The sequence below is a fragment of the Afifella marina DSM 2698 genome, from assembly GCF_900102695.1.
In the GTDB taxonomy this organism is placed as follows: domain Bacteria; phylum Pseudomonadota; class Alphaproteobacteria; order Rhizobiales; family Afifellaceae; genus Afifella; species Afifella marina.
Map to the genome: position 1 here is coordinate 356,509 of NZ_FMVW01000002.1, position 15,658 is coordinate 372,166.

13 protein-coding genes are annotated in these 15,658 nt (G+C 63.9%); 10 read left to right on the top strand and 3 right to left on the bottom strand.

Features of this window, described 5'->3' with window-relative positions; all coding sequences use genetic code 11:
• Positions 1-65: 65 nt before the first annotated feature.
• The 10 genes from BLP76_RS06450 (at position 66) to BLP76_RS06495 (ending at position 12,918) form a co-directional block, all read left to right on the top strand.
• On the top strand, positions 66-1,007 hold the full coding sequence (locus BLP76_RS06450; RefSeq protein ID WP_092810767.1) for an ABC transporter permease: 942 nt from the start codon (positions 66-68) through the stop codon (positions 1,005-1,007).
• A 94-nt stretch (positions 1,008-1,101) separates the two neighbouring features.
• On the top strand, positions 1,102-1,896 hold the full coding sequence (locus tag BLP76_RS06455) for an ABC transporter permease (protein WP_244514501.1): 795 nt from the start codon (positions 1,102-1,104) through the stop codon (positions 1,894-1,896).
• 1 nt (position 1,897) lies between these two features.
• Complete coding sequence (locus BLP76_RS06460; protein WP_092810771.1) at positions 1,898-3,583, top strand: ABC transporter ATP-binding protein; 1,686 nt, start codon at positions 1,898-1,900, stop codon at positions 3,581-3,583.
• Positions 3,580-4,749 carry a M20 aminoacylase family protein gene (locus BLP76_RS06465; protein ID WP_092810773.1) on the top strand — a complete coding sequence of 390 codons (1,170 nt, stop codon included), beginning with the start codon at positions 3,580-3,582 and terminating at the stop codon, positions 4,747-4,749. Before BLP76_RS06460 ends, BLP76_RS06465 begins: the two co-directional genes overlap by 4 nt.
• 79 nt (positions 4,750-4,828) lie before the next feature.
• Complete coding sequence (locus BLP76_RS06470; RefSeq protein ID WP_171904377.1) at positions 4,829-5,965, top strand: M20/M25/M40 family metallo-hydrolase; 1,137 nt, start codon at positions 4,829-4,831, stop codon at positions 5,963-5,965.
• A complete protein-coding gene (locus BLP76_RS06475) occupies positions 5,965-7,530 on the top strand; it encodes a gamma-glutamyltransferase family protein (protein ID WP_092810777.1) in 1,566 nt (521 codons plus the stop codon). The genes BLP76_RS06470 and BLP76_RS06475 overlap by 1 nt, the downstream gene beginning before the upstream one ends.
• 9 nt (positions 7,531-7,539) lie before the next feature.
• On the top strand, positions 7,540-9,057 hold the full coding sequence (locus tag BLP76_RS06480; protein ID WP_092810780.1) for an amidase: 1,518 nt from the start codon (positions 7,540-7,542) through the stop codon (positions 9,055-9,057).
• Positions 9,058-9,165: 108 nt separating this feature from the next.
• Entirely contained in the window at positions 9,166-9,786 is a 621-nt protein-coding gene (locus BLP76_RS06485) for a biliverdin-producing heme oxygenase (RefSeq protein ID WP_092811348.1), read from the top strand.
• Between the two features lie 292 nt (positions 9,787-10,078).
• On the top strand, positions 10,079-12,553 hold the full coding sequence (locus BLP76_RS06490) for a hybrid sensor histidine kinase/response regulator (protein ID WP_092810782.1): 2,475 nt from the start codon (positions 10,079-10,081) through the stop codon (positions 12,551-12,553).
• Complete coding sequence (locus BLP76_RS06495; protein ID WP_092810784.1) at positions 12,550-12,918, top strand: response regulator; 369 nt, start codon at positions 12,550-12,552, stop codon at positions 12,916-12,918. Before BLP76_RS06490 ends, BLP76_RS06495 begins: the two co-directional genes overlap by 4 nt.
• Positions 12,919-12,943: 25 nt before the next feature.
• On the opposite strand, the gene BLP76_RS06500 is transcribed toward BLP76_RS06495, so the two are convergent.
• The 3 genes from BLP76_RS06500 to BLP76_RS06510 all read right to left on the bottom strand — a co-directional run bounded on the left by BLP76_RS06500 (position 12,944) and on the right by BLP76_RS06510 (position 15,273).
• Positions 12,944-13,243 carry an Hpt domain-containing protein gene (locus tag BLP76_RS06500; protein WP_092810787.1) on the bottom strand — a complete coding sequence of 100 codons (300 nt, stop codon included), beginning with the start codon at positions 13,241-13,243 and terminating at the stop codon, positions 12,944-12,946.
• Between the two features lie 245 nt (positions 13,244-13,488).
• Complete coding sequence (locus tag BLP76_RS06505) at positions 13,489-14,199, bottom strand: HAD family hydrolase (protein ID WP_338081425.1); 711 nt, start codon at positions 14,197-14,199, stop codon at positions 13,489-13,491.
• A gap of 36 nt (positions 14,200-14,235) precedes the next feature.
• Positions 14,236-15,273, bottom strand: coding sequence for a LacI family DNA-binding transcriptional regulator (locus BLP76_RS06510; RefSeq protein ID WP_092810792.1), 1,038 nt, complete (start codon positions 15,271-15,273; stop codon positions 14,236-14,238).
• Between the last annotated feature and the right edge of the window lie 385 nt (positions 15,274-15,658).

Genomic DNA, 15,658 nt, shown 5'->3' on the forward strand with positions numbered 1-15,658 from the left:
CGGCTGCCGTCTTGTCTCGAAATTTGCGCTGAGGCTCAGCAGGCCTCGCGGCAAGGAGACCGATCATGTTCAGCTATATCCTGAAGCGGATCCTCGCCACGATCCCGGTGATGGCGATCGTCGCGGTCTTCGTCTTCCTCCTGCTTCGGCTGACGCCGGGCGATCCGGCGGCGATCCTCGCCGGCGATGCTGCCACACCTGCGCAACTCGAGCGCATCCGTGACCGGCTCGGCCTCAACGATCCTCTGCATATCCAGTTCTTCACCTGGATCGGGCAGATGCTGCACGGAGATCTCGGCACCTCCCTCATTTCCAGCACACCGGTTGCGGGAATGATCGGAGACCGGATCGGGCCCACGATCAGCATCGCCATCATGACGATCATCATCTCGGTGCTGCTGGCCGTGCCGATGGGTGTGATCGCCGCCTGGCGCCACCGCACCTGGGTCGACTTCCTGGTGATGTCCTTCTCGGTTCTGGGGTTCTCCGTCCCCGTCTTCGTGATCGGCTACATCCTGATCCAGATTTTCGCGATCGAGCTTCGCTGGGTGCCGGTGCAAGGCTATGCGCCGCTTTCCGACGGCATCGGTCCGTTCATGACGCGTGCAATCCTGCCGTCGCTGACGCTCGCCACGATCTATGTGGCGCTGATCGCCCGAATGACGCGCGCCTCGATGCTGGAAGTGCTGGGGGAGGATTACGTGCGCACCGCCCGCGCCAAAGGCGTGCGGGAAAATGTCGTGCTTTTCCGCCATGCGCTGCGCAACGCCGCGGTGCCGATCCTGACCATTATCGGCACCGGTTTCGCGCTTCTGATTTCGGGCGTGGTGGTCACCGAGAGCGTCTTCAACATCCCGGGCATCGGCCGGCTCACCGTCGATGCGATCCTGGCGCGCGACTATCCGGTCATTCAGGCGATGATCCTGTTCACCGCCGGTATCTACGTCTTCGTCAATCTCATCGTCGACGTCTCCTATTCCTTCTTCGACCCGAGGATCCGCTACTGACATGGCTGAGCTTTCCCCCTCCCGCCATAGCGCCTTCCAGGTCTTGACCGGGTTGTTCTCGCTCCCGGCCGGAGCGCGCGTAGGCGCGGGCCCGATGATCGCGGCTGCGATCCTTGTCGCGATCGTGCTGGCTTCTCTGTTGGCGCCGCTTTACGTGCCCTACGATCCGCTGGCGATGGATTCCATGTCCCGCCTGAAGCCCCCTTCGGAGATGCATCTCCTCGGCACGGATCAGTATGGCCGCGACACCTTCAGCCGGGTGATGACCGGCGGGCGCGTGTCGCTCCTAATCGGCGTCGGCGCGGCTCTCGTCAGCGTCGTCATCGGCCTCGTCATCGGTCTCGTCGCCGGCTTCTTCCGCGCCGCGGACGGCATCATCATGCGCATCATGGACAGCCTGATGGCGATCCCGGCGATCCTCCTGGCGATTGCGCTCGTCGCCCTCAACGGTCCGAGCCTCGGCTCGGTGATCATCGCCATCACCATTCCCGAAGTGCCGCGCGTCGTCCGGCTGGTGCGCTCCGTCGTGCTGTCGGCGCGCGAGGAGCCCTATGTGGAGGCCGCCATCGCGCTTGGCTCGTCGATGCCGAAAATTCTGGTCCAGCATTTGATGCCGAACACGCTCGCACCGCTCATTGTGCAGGGGACATATATCTGCGCCTCGGCGATCCTGATCGAAGCGATCTTGAGCTTTCTCGGAGCCGGCGTCTCAACCGAGATCCCGACCTGGGGGAACATTATGGCCGAGGGCCGAAGCTATTTTCAGGTGAAGCCCGGGCTCATCTTCTGGCCGGGACTTCTCTTGTCGTTGTGCATTCTCGCGATCAACCTCCTCGGCGACACCGCCCGCGATCTCCTCGATCCGCGGATGAAGAAGCGGGAGGGCTGAGATGCAGCTTTCATCGCGAGACTTTTCGAACGCGCACCGCGTCCTCAAAATCCGCGGACTGAAGGTCGGCCTGACCGGGCGGCCCAATGCAGCCGCAGTTCTGAATGGCATCGATCTCGATATTCGTGCGGGCGAAACCCATTGTCTGGTCGGCGAAAGCGGATCGGGGAAATCGGTCACGTCGCTCGCCGTCATGGGGCTTCTGCCGAAAGGGGCTCTCGAAGTGCAGGGCGGCGCGATCGACGTCGAAGGCTTCGAGATCACCACCGCGACGCATTCCCAGATGCGTGAATTGCGGGCCCGCCGGATCGCCATGATCTTTCAGGAGCCGATGACGGCGCTCAACCCGGTGCTGCGGGTCGGCGAGCAGATCGAAGAGGTGCTCAACATGCACACCGATCTGTCGCAGGCGGAGGCCAAGAAGCGCACGCTCGACATCATGGAGCAGGTGCATCTGCCGGATGTGGAGCGGATTTATAAATCCTATCCGCATCAACTGTCCGGCGGCCAGCGCCAGCGCATCATGATCGCGATGGCGCTGGTGCTCGATCCGCATCTGTTGATCGCGGACGAGCCGACGACGGCGCTCGATGTCACGACGCAGCTGCAGATTCTGAAGCTCATCGCGGAAATGCAGGAGCGCAAGGGAACGGCGCTTCTCTTCATCACGCACGATATGGGCGTGGTGGCGGAAATCGCCGACACGGTGAGCGTGATGCAGAACGGCCGGATCGTGGAGAAGGCCCCGATCCGCGAGCTGCTGACGGACCCGAAAGAGGATTACACCAAAAAACTCCTGACCGCCGTTCCGAATCTTGCGCCACGGCCGGCGCGAGCGCCTGCCTCGGCCAAGGAGGTGCTCGAGGTCCAAGATCTCGAAATGGTCTATGGCGGTGGTGGCTTCCTGAAGCGCTCCGGCGGTGTGACGGCCGCTCAGGACGTGAGTTTTGCGATCGCGCCGGGCCGCACGCTCGGCATCGTCGGCGAAAGCGGCTCCGGCAAGTCCACGGTGGCGCGCTGCATCATCCGTCTGATCGATCCGACGGGTGGACGGGTGAATGTCGCCGGCACGGATATTTCGACGCTGTCGCGTCGTCAGCTGCAGCCGCATCGCAAACATCTGCAGATCGTCTTCCAGGATCCCTACCGTTCGCTCAATCCGCGCTGGACCGTGGCTCGCAGCCTTTGCGAAGGGCCGATCAATTTCGGCACCTCGAAGGCCGAGGCGATGGAGCATGCCGCCGAGCTGATGGAGCTCGTCGATCTGCCGCGCGATGCGCTCAAGCGCTATCCTCACCAGTTTTCGGGGGGGCAGCGGCAGCGCATCGCGATCGCCCGCGCCGTCGCGATGAAGCCCGACCTCTTGATCGCCGACGAGGCGGTCTCCGCGCTCGATGTGAGCGTGCAGGCGCAGGTGCTCGACCTCCTGGACGACGTGCAGGAGAGGTTCGGTATCGCGATGCTCTTCATCACCCACGATCTGCGGGTCGCCGCACAGATCTGCGACGAGGTGCTCGTCATGCAGAAAGGCCGGGTGGTGGAGCATGGCCCCGCCGGCGACGTCCTGCAGAACCCGCATGATCCCTACACACGCAATCTGATCGAGGCCGCGCCCGGCCGGCAATGGGACTTCGCCAATTTCCGCGCGCTCGGCACGTCGCCGCTTAACGAAGGAGCCCCCGCATGAGCGTCATTCCGAAGATCGAAGAATTCGCTGCCGAACTGACCGCGATCCGGCACGACTTTCATGCGCATCCCGAGCTCGGCTTCGAGGAGACGCGCACCGCCGGCATCGTGGCGGAAAAGCTGCGCGCCTATGGCGTCGACGAGGTGCATGAGGGCATCGGCGGCACCGGCGTCGTAGCGCTGATCAAGGGAGAGGGCGGCGGCAACCGCAGGGTCGGACTGCGCGCCGATATGGACGCGCTGCCAATCGAAGAGGCGTCGGGTGTCCCCTATACCTCGCAGAATCCGGGGCGGATGCATGCCTGCGGCCATGACGGGCACACGACGATGCTGCTTGGCGCGGCCCGGTATCTTGCCGAAACGCGCGATTTCGACGGCACGGTCGTGTTGATCTTCCAGCCGGCCGAAGAGGGGCTCGGCGGGGCACGACGGATGATCGCCGAAGGCCTATTCGAGAAATTTCCCTGCGACGAGATCTACGGCATGCACAACGATCCGAATGCGGAGCCCGGGATCGTCACCGTCGCGCCGGGGCCGGCGATGGCGGGGGCGAGCTTCTTCGACATTACGGTGAAGGGCACCGGCAGCCATGCCGCCATGCCGCATCAGTCGAAGGATCCGATCGTCATTGGGACGGCACTCGTGCAGCAATTGCAGAGCGTCGTCAGCCGCAATACGCCGCCGACGAAGCCGGTGGTGATCTCGGTGACGACCTTCCATGCCGGCGCCGCCTACAATGTCGTGCCGGACACGGCGACGATTTCCGGTACGATCCGCTATTTCCACGACGAAGTCGCCGAGATGGCGCATCAGCGGATCAAAGATCTCTGTGCGGGGCTGAGCCAGGCCTACGGTGTCGAGATCACCGCCGATCTGCGCAACGTCTTCGACGTCTTGATGAACGATCCGGAACTCTCCACCGCCTATGTCGATGCGGCAAAAGAGGTGGTGGGTGCCGACATGGCCTTCGAAACCAGCGACCAGATGACCGGCTCGGAAGATTTCGCCGACATGCTGAAGGTGGTGCCGGGAGCTTATTGCCGGGTGGGGCATGCGGGGTCGATCGGGCTGCACAACCCGGCTTTCGTGCTTGACGACGCGATCCTGCCGGTTGGGGCCTCGATCTATGCGCGCATCGTCGAAAACCGCCTGAAGCGCGGCGCCTGACGACACCCACGTTCTTTCCTTCTCAAGTTTACCAGCTCGGCCAGCCACACGCGGCGGCCGGTAGAGGAGCTGTCTGATGATGAATCCGCTCGATCTGCCCTTCAATGCGGAGGAGATGCTCGCGGGCCTGAAGCCTTGGATCGAGACCGAAAGCCCGACCTTCGAGGCGGCGGCGGTCAATCGCATGATGGATCTCGTGCAGCACGAGCTTGCAGCGCTCGGGGGCAAGGTCGAACGCATTCCGGGCCGTATGGGGCTCGGTGACAGCGTGCGCGCGACGATGCCGCATCCGCGCGCAGGCGAGGGAGGCATCCTGCTTCTCGGCCATCTCGACACGGTGCATCCGCTCGGCACGATCGACGTTCTGCCGTTCAAGCGGGAGGGCGAGATCTGCTACGGCCCCGGCCTGATGGACATGAAGGGGGGCAATTACGTCTATCTCGACGCGCTTCGGAAACTCTTTGCCGCCGGGATCGAGACGCCCCTGCCGGTGACCGTCCTCTTCACGCCCGACGAGGAGATCGGCACGCCATCGACGCGCGAGCTGATCGAGGCCGAGGCGAAGCGCCACAAATATATCCTGGTTCCGGAACCGGCGCGCCCGGACGGAGGCGCGGTGATCGGGCGTTATGCGATCGTGCGCTTCAACCTGACGGCGCGCGGCAAGCCGAGCCATGCGGGCTGGCAGCTCGCCGATGGGCGTTCTGCGATTGCCGCGATGGCGAAGAAAGTCGCCGAGATCGAAGCCATGACAACGGAAGACTGCACGTTTTCTGTCGGCGTTTTCAATTCGGGAAGATGGGTGAATTGCGTCTCCTCCGTCTGCGATGCCGAGGTTCTGAGCATGGCGAAAACGCAGGAGCTTCTCGACGAAGGCATTGCCAAGATGATGGCCTTCAATTCCACCGAAGGCGATGTGACGCTGGAGGTCACACGCGGCGTCACCCGACCGGTCTGGGAGCCGGATCAAGCCGGCACGATGGCGATGTTCGGGCTCGCCAAGGAGATCGCCGGCGAGATCGGTTTCGAGCTGAGCGCCGCTTCCGCCGGTGGTGGATCGGACGGGAATTTTACCGGCTTTCTCGGCCTGCCGACGCTCGATTCGATCGGCGTGCGCGGCAAGGACCTGCACACGCTCAACGAACATATCTTCGTCGACAGCCTGGTGGAGCGGGCGCGGCTTGCGGCAGCACTCTACTGCAGGCTGGGTGCGTGATGTCGGAAGCTCTGTCGCGGACGATGGAGATCCGCAAACATGTCGTGGAGACGGAACGCGGCATTGTCGCCTCGCAGCATCGTCTCGCATCGGAGGCCGGCGCTGAGGTGTTGCGGGCCGGCGGCGATGCCGTCGATGCGGCTGTCGCCTGCAGTTTCGTCTGCGGCGTGCTCGAACCGTGGATGAGCGGCCCGGCCGGCGGCGGCGCGGCCATGCACTGGCGCGCCGATCGTGGCGAGGCGCATGCTCTCGATTTCGGCATGCGTGCGCCGGCGGGATTGAAGACTGAGGATTTTCCGCTGTCGGGCGAGGGGGCGGCCACCGACCTGTTCCCGTGGGAGCGTGTCGTCGACGACCGCAACGTCGTCGGCGCGAAAGCCGTGGCGGTGCCGGCTCTCGTTGACGGCCTGGAAGCTGCGCATCGGCGCTGGGGGCGCATGCCTTGGGCGGAATTGGTGGCGCCCGCCATCGCCCATGCCCGAGAGGGGATGAGGGTCGACTGGTATGCGGCGCTCATCATCGCCACGGCTACCCGCGATCTGGCGCGTGATCCCGACGCGGCGGCGATGTTCCTCACCGACGGCCAATGGCCGCGGCCGTTCTCCTGGACGGGGATCGCGGAAGACCGGATCGACCAGAGCCGCATGGCGGACAGTCTCGACATTCTCGCCCGAGACGGGGCGGCGGCGATGCATGGCGGCGATCTCGGCGCCGCGATGGCGCAGGATATCCGCGACAAGGGCGGGTATCTTACGCTCGATGACCTCGCCGGCAACCGTGCCAGGTTCAAGGCGCCGCTGTCGGTCGCCTATCGCGATGCGCTCTTTCACGTCATGCCCGGGCTTACCGCCGGACCGACCTTCGCGTGTGCCATGCGCGAGCTTGCTGGCGAGCAATTGTCATCACCGGAGCTTGCCTATCCCGCCTATGCGCGCGCCCTTTTTGCGGCCTATCGCGACCGGCTGGAGCGTATGGGTCATGACGGCGAAATCCCAGAATGCGCCGGCTCCACGACGCATTTCTCGGTCGTCGACCGTGACGGCAATATGGTGGCCCACACTCAGACCCTGCTGTCGCTCTTCGGATCGCGCGTTGTGTCGCCCTCGACCGGCTTTCTGATGAACAACGGCATCATGTGGTTCGATCCGGTCGAGGGGCGCCCGAACTCGCTCGGACCCGGCAAGACATGTTTGATGAATGTCTGTCCGGTGCTGGGCGAGACCACGGGGCGCCGTTTTGCGTTCGGCGCTTCGGGCGGGCGGAAGATCGTCTCGGCGGTCACGCAGCTTGCGTCTTTCATGACCGATTTCGGCATGGATCTCGGCGCGGCGTTTCGGCAGCCGCGCATCGATGCCTCGAGCGGAGAGCAGATCGTCGCCGATGCGGCACTGCCGGCCGAAGTGGTCAGGGCGCTGGAGGCGGTCGCGCCCGTCAAAGCCGCGCGCCGGTCGATGCTGCCTTATCCCTTCGCCTGTCCGTCGGCGGTGATGGATGAGGGCGGCAGGCATTTCGGCATGACGGAGACGATGAGCGCCTGGGGCGACGCCGTCGCGGAAGGGGAGTGAGGCGTGGCCATGGTCGCCAATTTCAGACCTGACGCGTCGGATCCGGCCGATCTCAGCGCCATCGAGGCGCGGCGGTTGATCGGGCGGGGCGAGCTTGCCGCCGAAGAACTTGCGCGGGCCTGCATCGCCCGCGTCGAAGCAATCGATCCGGCGGTGAACGCGCTGGTGGCGCGCGATTTCGACGCCGTGATCGAAGGCGCGCGAAAGGCGGATGCGGACAGGGCGGCCGAGAACGCTCTCGGTCCTCTGCACGGCCTGCCCGTCGCCATCAAGGATATGAACGACGTCGCGGGTCTTGCGACGACGTTCGGCTCCGAGATTTTTCGGGGCAACGTGCCGAAGCGCGACGATGCGCTGGTCGCCGGTCTCAGGAAGGCGGGTGCGCTGCCGATCGGCAAGACCAACAATCCAGAATGGAGCGCCGGCGCCAATACGCGCAACCGCGTCTTCGGCACGACGGCCAATCCGCATGACCTCACCCGCAATTGCGGCGGTTCTTCAGGCGGCTCTGCGGTCGCGCTTGCCTGCGGCTACGCACCTCTCGCCTCGGGCTCGGATCTCGGCGGTTCGCTGCGCACGCCGGCGGCTTTCTGCGGGGTCGTCGGGTTTCGCCCGAGTTTTGGTGTGGTGCCCGGAGACGCCCGTCGCACGAGCCTGTTGCCGCTTGCGACCTCCGGGCCGATGGCGCGCAACGTCGCCGATTGCGGGCTGATGCTCTCGGTCATGGCGCGGCCGGATCCGCGCGATCCGTTCACCGCCGTCGCCGGGGGCAAGACGGCGTGGCGGCCCGAAGATTTCGCCAATCTGCCGCGCTGCGATCTTGCCTCGCTCCGCTTTGCGGTGACAGAGGATTTCGGCTTTGCTCCAGTCGAGGCGGCGAGCCAGCGCACGTTCCGCGAGGGGGTGAACGCCCTTTTGCCGTTTCTACGCTCGTGCGAGGAGGCAAGTCCCGATTGCACGGATGCCGATCGCATCTTTGCCGTGCTGCGGTCGGTCATCTTCCTGTCGACGCATGCGGCCTTCGTCGACAAGAGCCCCGAGCTCGTCGGCGAGAACGTGACGGAGAATGTCCGTGAGGGGCGGTCTTACAGCGCCGAAGATGTGGCGCAGGCGCTGGTGATGCAGGGCAATTACGACCGGCGCTGGCAGGGCTTTTTCGAAGATTGCGATTTCATCCTGGCGCCGGCGGTCACCGCGCAGCCGCGCGACTGGCACGAGGCCTATCCGAAGGAGATCGATGGGCAGGCGACCGCGAGCTATTATCATTGGCTCGCTTGCGCTTATGCATCGACGATCGCCGGCTGCCCATCGATCACGATTCCGTGCGGGCGGGACGAGAACGACATGCCGTTCGGCCTGCAGATCATCGGGCGGCGGCATGACGACCTGCGCCTGCTTGCCGTCGCAGCCGAGCTCGAAGCTTTGATTGCCGGTCTGTCGGAGCTTGCACCGAAAGGCCCGGATCTTGCGGCCCTTGCGCGTGCTCCGAAGCTCAGTGCGGCGGAGGGGTTTTGGGATGTGCCATGAGGGGCAGGGGGGCGCATCCCCGCCGTTACGGCGCTGCGTCGGCCGGCCCGCCGCGTGGCGACGACTTGAGGGGGGACGCGCGGTCTTTTGCGTGTTATGGCCGATAGCATGAGTGCCACCGATTTCGCGCAATGTGTGGAACCGAGCCGGGCGAAAAGGCTCAAGACCGCGACACATGAAACACATATGCGGCTCGACCAGACGGTCATGGCCTGCGATCCGTTTTCCAGCCTGGAACGCTACCGGCTGTTTTTGAAGATGCAGCATCGCGTCTTTTTCGACGTCGACGCGCTGTGTTTTCATCGCGAGCTCATCGCTCTCGTGCCCGACCTTCCCGAGCGCCGGCAGCTCCATCTGGTGGAGCAGGATTTCGAAGATCTCGGGCTCGTCGTTCCGTCGCCGGAATTGGAACCCGTCTTCGGCGAAGGCGCGATCGATGTGCCGACGGCGCTCGGCTATCTCTACGTGACCGAAGGCTCCAATCTCGGCGCCGCGTTCCTCATCAAGGAAGCCAAGAAGATCGGTCTGTCGGAGAGTTATGGGGCACGCCATCTCGCCGGTGCGGAAGAGGGCCGGGCCCGGTCGTGGCGAACCTTCACGAATGCGCTCGACGCCGTCGATCTCTCACCGGCGGAGGAGGCCCGGGCCGTCGCCGGGGCGGAAGCCTCCTTCGAGCGTGTCTTCGTGCATGTCGAGAGCGCCTTCGGCAAGGTTCAGACGCTCCGCTAGAGGCTGTGTCCGCGCGCTGGAGCTGCTGGCGCGGCGCGGCAGCTGCGTCCTCACGCCCTCGTGCGTTGCCGTGCTCATGTCGCGCTCGTCTTGCATCCTGTCGTTGTTTTGCGCCGCGCGGCACGTCGCGCTGCTGTTCTCGCCTCTATGAGCCGGCAACATAGCGCCTTGGCCAAATCGTTGTTCGCCTGCGGTTTACGAGGTTCGGGGATAGAACGACGCTGACCTTGTATTCTTGGGCCGTTCCATCAACTCTGACGGGTGAAGATGCGAACGCGGCGATGACATTCGAATGCTCCAGTTTATCCATATGATCGAGAGTGCGGCTCTCGTGACGCTCGCCATCCTGGCGCTGTCGTTTCTCGGACCGAGGCTCGACCAGTCGCTGTGGCTGAAGGGCGGCGTCACCGGCCTGATTTTCGGGTTGACGGGTCTGTTGAGCATGGCAGCCCCCATCGAGGTTGCGCCGGGCATCGTGGTGGATGCGCGCAATGTCGTGATGGCGCTTTCGGGCGGGCTCGGCGGACCGGTCAGCGCGATCATCACCGCAGCGATGCTCATCGCCATGCGCGTCTGGTTCGGGGGCGCCGGGATGGTCGCCGGCATCTTTGCCGTCCTGCTCGTCGGGGGCGCCTCGACGGTTCTCTGGTTCGTGATCAACCGGCGATATCAGGGGCGCCTCAGTGTCGGCGCGCTTTTGGCGCTTGCTGCGATCGCGGGGGTGACGCCGATGCTTACGCTCGTCTTCATCCCGAACCTCTCGGGAGAGACGGCCTATTCCCTTCTGTTGCTGCTGGTGCCGACCAACTTCGTCGCTGTCATCGTGCTCGGGCTTTTGTTCCTCGGCGATCTGCAGAGACGCTGGGCGATCGCCGCCTATGGCGAAAGCCGGCTGTTGCTGCAGGCGATGGTCAACAACGCGCCGGGTGTTCTCTTCCAGCTCAAGGAGGCACGACCGGGATCGGCCTCCTTCACCTATGTGTCGGCGGGCGTGAAGCGGTTCCTCGGGATTGGCGTAGACGAATTGTTGGGGGATCCCACGCATATCGAACGCCTGTTTTCGTCCAACGATCTCGCCCGGGTGAGGGAAAAGCTCGCGACTTCGGCGAGCAGCATGCAGTCCTGGGTGATGGAAGCCGAGCTCGCCGTTCGTGGCGGTGGCAAGGTGTGGGTGCGCATTGCCGCCAAACCCCGGATGGATCCGAGCGGCAAGGTGATCTGGGACGGCTCGCTCTTCGATATCACCGACCGCAAGCGCATGGAGCAGATGAAGAACGATTTCATCTCAACGGTCAGCCACGAATTGCGCACCCCGCTCACCTCGATCCGCGGCTCTCTCGGCCTTGTCGCGGGCGGTGCGGCCGGAGAGTTGCCGCAGAAGGCGGCGAGCCTGATCAACATCGCGCATTCCAATTCGGAACGGCTCGTGCGCCTCATCAACGATATCCTCGACATCGAGAAAATCGAATCGGGGCGCATGCCCTTCGAGCCGATACCTGTCGGACTTCATCCCGCCGTCGAACAGGCGGTGGAGGCGAGCCGCGACTATCTTCTGGAACGCAATGTCGAGATCAGCGTCGTCGACGATGCGCCGGACGCAAATGTCTACGTCGATCCCGACAGGCTGCATCAGGTGCTCACCAACCTCCTGTCGAATGCGATCAAATATTCGCCGGAAGACGGGACGGTCGTCGTCAATCTCTGCCGCCATGGCGGCAATCTGCGCATCTCCGTCATCGACAACGGGCCGGGGATTCCCGAAGCGTTCAGAAGCCGCATTTTCCGGCGATTCGAGCAGGCCGATTCCTCGGCGACACGTCAGAAGGGCGGCACCGGTCTGGGCCTCAATATTGCGAAAGCCATCGTGGAGCGCTCCGGCGGCGACATCACCTTCGAAAGCGAACCAGGCATCCGCACCGTTTTTCATGTCGATCTTCCCGAATGGCACGTCGCCAGCGAAGGGGGCGAGGCCGGCAAGATGCCGGTGCCGGCCGACGCGTCGCGGACGGTTCTGATCTGCGAAGATGCCGAAGACGTCGCGGAACTGATTGCCGAGAACCTGCAACAGGAAGGTTTTCAGAGCACGATCGCCCGCAATGTGGCAGCTGCGCGCCGCGACATCGCCGCCAAGGATTATCTCGCCGTGATCGTCGATCTCGATCTGGAGAACGAGGCAGGGTTGTCGCTCATCCGCGAACTCTGCGATGCGACCGCCAACAGGGGCGTGCCGGTCATCATGATCTCGGCCAGCATTGATGACGCACAGCGGGTGCTCAACGGTTCCGCCGTCGGGGTGGTCGCATGGCTGGAGCGGCCGAGGAACATGGAAGAGTTGCGGCGGGCGGCGTCGGTGATCGCGGCACGTCTGTCGCACCGGCGTCCCTCCATCCTGCATGTCGAAGACGACGACAGCCTTCTCGAGGTGATGGCGGCCGAACTCGGCGAGGAGATGCAGGTCGTCAAGGCGCGTACGATTGCGGAAGCGAAAGCCGCTCTGTCGCGCACGACGTTCGACCTCGTCATCCTCGATCTCGGCCTGCCGGACGGGCAGGGCGCCTGCCTTCTCGGTACGATCCCGAGCGGGACGGCGGTGATCATCTTTTCCGCCGCCGATGCGGAAAAGGACATCGCAAAACGGGTGCAGGCGGCGATGACGAAAACCCGGACGTCTGAGAAGGCGATCGCCGATCTGGTGCGCAAGCTGGCCTTCGAGCATCGCGAACGGGATGAGGCCGCGCAACGCCGCGAAATGGGAGCCGTCAGATGAACTTTCGTGTGCTTTATGTCGACGACGAACCGGATATCCGCGAGGTGGCGGCGCTGTCGCTCGAACTCGACGAGACGTTCACCGTGCGCACCTGTTCGTCGGGAACCGAAGCGCTCGTTGAAGCTCCGAAGTTCGAACCGCATCTCATTCTGCTCGATGTGATGATGCCGGGTATGGACGGGCCGGAAACTCTGCGACAGCTGAAAGCCGATCCGCGCACCTCGGATGTGCCGATCGTCTTCGTCACCGCGAAGACGCAGACGACCGAGATCGCCCGCTTTCTGGCAATCGGTGCGGCCGGCGTCATCCGCAAGCCCTTCGATCCGATGACGCTCGCCGCGCAGGCGCGAGGCTTTTTGAGCTGAACAAGGCGGCGTCTGGTGCCGCGGTCTATTCTTCGGCTGCCGCCTCGAGGGCCTGAAGCAGGGCTTCGACGGCCTCACGGCTTTCGGGGCCGGTGCAGGATGTTTCCCGCATCACCTGCTCGGTCCGCAAAGCACGCTCGCTGATTTCGGGATAGCCGAAAGTTCCACCCGCCCCGGCGAGCGAATGCACACGCAAGATGAGCTCCGCCTCTTCGTCGGAGGAGAGCGGCTCATTGCGATTGATGAGTTCGTCGATCCAGTCGTGCTCGCGCCGGCAGCGCTTGCGAAAGCGGTTGTGGATCGATCCGGAAGTGGGGCCCGACATCTGCGCTCCTGGAGACGGTGTCTCGCCTGTTGGGTCTGTGGCGCTGGCTGGCGGAGACGCTGCCGGCCAGAATGTCTCTCTTTAAGTGCCATCGCCCAAACTGCAGGGCCGCCACGACAGGCATACGCAGGTGCGGTTAAAAAAAGACGGGCAAGTCTTATAAATAACTAGAGATTTGCCGGCTTATTATTGTTGCGGCGCACGCGGCCGAAGAACTCGCGCGAGGCGCTGGAGAGCGCGGTGCTTCAGCCTTCGATGTGGGAGAGCAGGAAGGGCCGCAGGCGCGGATCGTGATAATCGCGGATCGCAAGGGCTGCACCCGCCTGAAGCAGGGTTTCCTCCGCAAGGCTCGTGCGCAGGCCGATGGTCGGAACGCCGGCGCGCACGGCCGCCGTCAGACCCGGAATGGCATCTTCGAAGGCGACCGAGTTTTCAGGGGCGACGCCGAGCCGCTCCATCGCCGTCCGGTAAGGCAGCGGGTCCGGCTTGCCGCGGGGAAGCTCGTCGGCGGAGATTAGAATGTCGAACGCGTCGGAAAGCCCGACACCGGCAAGGATCGCCTGCTGGTTGGCGATCGGCGCATTGGTGACGAGCGCGAGCCCCCAGTTTTTCGCCCGGGCCCGGGAGAGAAGCTCGGGCAGGCCGGCGATCGGCTCTGCACCCCGCTCCAGAAGCTCGCGGAACAGCGCTTCCTTTTCGTCGGCAATCTCGGCGTGTCGCGATTTGTCGATATGGGGAAAGAGCTCGGCGCAAATCTCCTCGTTGGTGTGTCCGGAGATGCGGGTGCGAAAGATCTCTTCGTCGATCTTGGCGCCGTATTTGTCGCAAGTCTTCTGAAAGGCTTCGAAATGATAGGGGTCGCTGTTCATCACCGTGCCGTCGAGATCGATGAGAAGAGCGCCTTTGAGCGAGCGGGAAGGGGACAGGATCGCCTCGTTCGGGTGAGAGGTTGAGATTTGCGCGGCTCTGTGTACGGGCCGCGAGCGCGCGCCTCAGGCGGAATCGCGCATGATCAGCTTTGCTTCAAGGAGCGTGGGCCCGGCTGGTTCCGTTTTCGGCGCCGCCTCGTCGGATTTGCCGATCATGTCGAGCAGAAGTCTCAGGCTCGCGGTCGCAAGACCGGAATAATCCTGCGCGACCGTCGTCAGCGCGGGGCAGGTGTAGCGGCTCAACGGATGATCGTCGTGGCCGGCCACCCGGAGATCGGCATCGGCGCTGCGGCCGATTTTGAGGCCGCGCTGATAGGCGGCGGACATGACGCCGAAGGCAAGGCGGTCGTTGGCGCACAAAACCGAGCGCGTCGGAAAGCCGCCCTGATCGAGGATCTTGTTGGTTTCCTCAAAGCCGACGGTTTCGAAATCCCAGTCGGCGGAATCGACGGACAGCACATGCGCCTCGAAGCCGAGATTGGCCATCGCCCGTTCATAGGCGGCACGGCGCTCGGTGGCGTTGCGGTTCACCCGAGGCATTTCGAGGAAGCAGGGGCGCTCGCCGGTGCGGCAGAGATATTCCACCATCAAGGAGATGCTTTGCGCATTGTCGGTGCCGACGAAGGGCTGGTCTTCGGCCGCGCGCGAATCGAGGAAGACGAGCGGCATCGCCTGGCGCAGCTCGCGGATGAGGTCTGCATCGGATTCGTAGCCGAGCGGCGCGACGACGGCGCCCGAGAGCTTCAGAGATTGCAGCATCTGGATGGCTTTGGCCTCCAGATCCGGCTCGCCGTGGGAGCTCAAAACGATCGCCCAATAGCCCTGGCGAAGGCTCGAAATCTCGATCTGCCGGACGATCTCCGCATAGAACGGGTCGGAGATGTGGGGGACGATGACGCCGATGTTGCGCGGATTGCGGCGGTTCAGGTTCACCGCGAAAATGTTCGGCTGATAATTGTGGCGCGCCAGCGCCTCCTCGATGCGCTGCCGGGTCGAGGCGCGCACGGAATTCGGATCCTGAAAGTACTTGGAGATCGTCGGACGGGAGATGCCGGCGGCGACCGCGAAATCCTCCATGTTCCTGATTTTCTTGCCGCTCATCGGGAGGTTCCGCAGATGTCTCTGTCGAGGTTGGCGTTGCTTTGGGCCGGCCAGGGGATTCGGACGGCGAAGGAATTCGGCATGATTGAACCGATTTCCGGCTCAATCCAAAACGAAGACAATCGGCCACGCTCCTTTTCGCCGTGAGAGAGGAGAATGCTCACGGACAAGTTATCTGGCACGCGACATTTCAATTCTTTACGCGCGACAAATTTAAATTGACATTTTGTCCCATGAAGTGTCATCTGGCGTCAATAACAATCTGATGAAAGGAGGCGCGGCCCGTGCCCGCGCATGTGCCGGTTCAGGTTTTTCGCGGCCCCGTTTCCGCCTCTCTCATGCACGGTTTTCGCCGCTGCCACTGCCGGGCGGGCAGATGACCCGA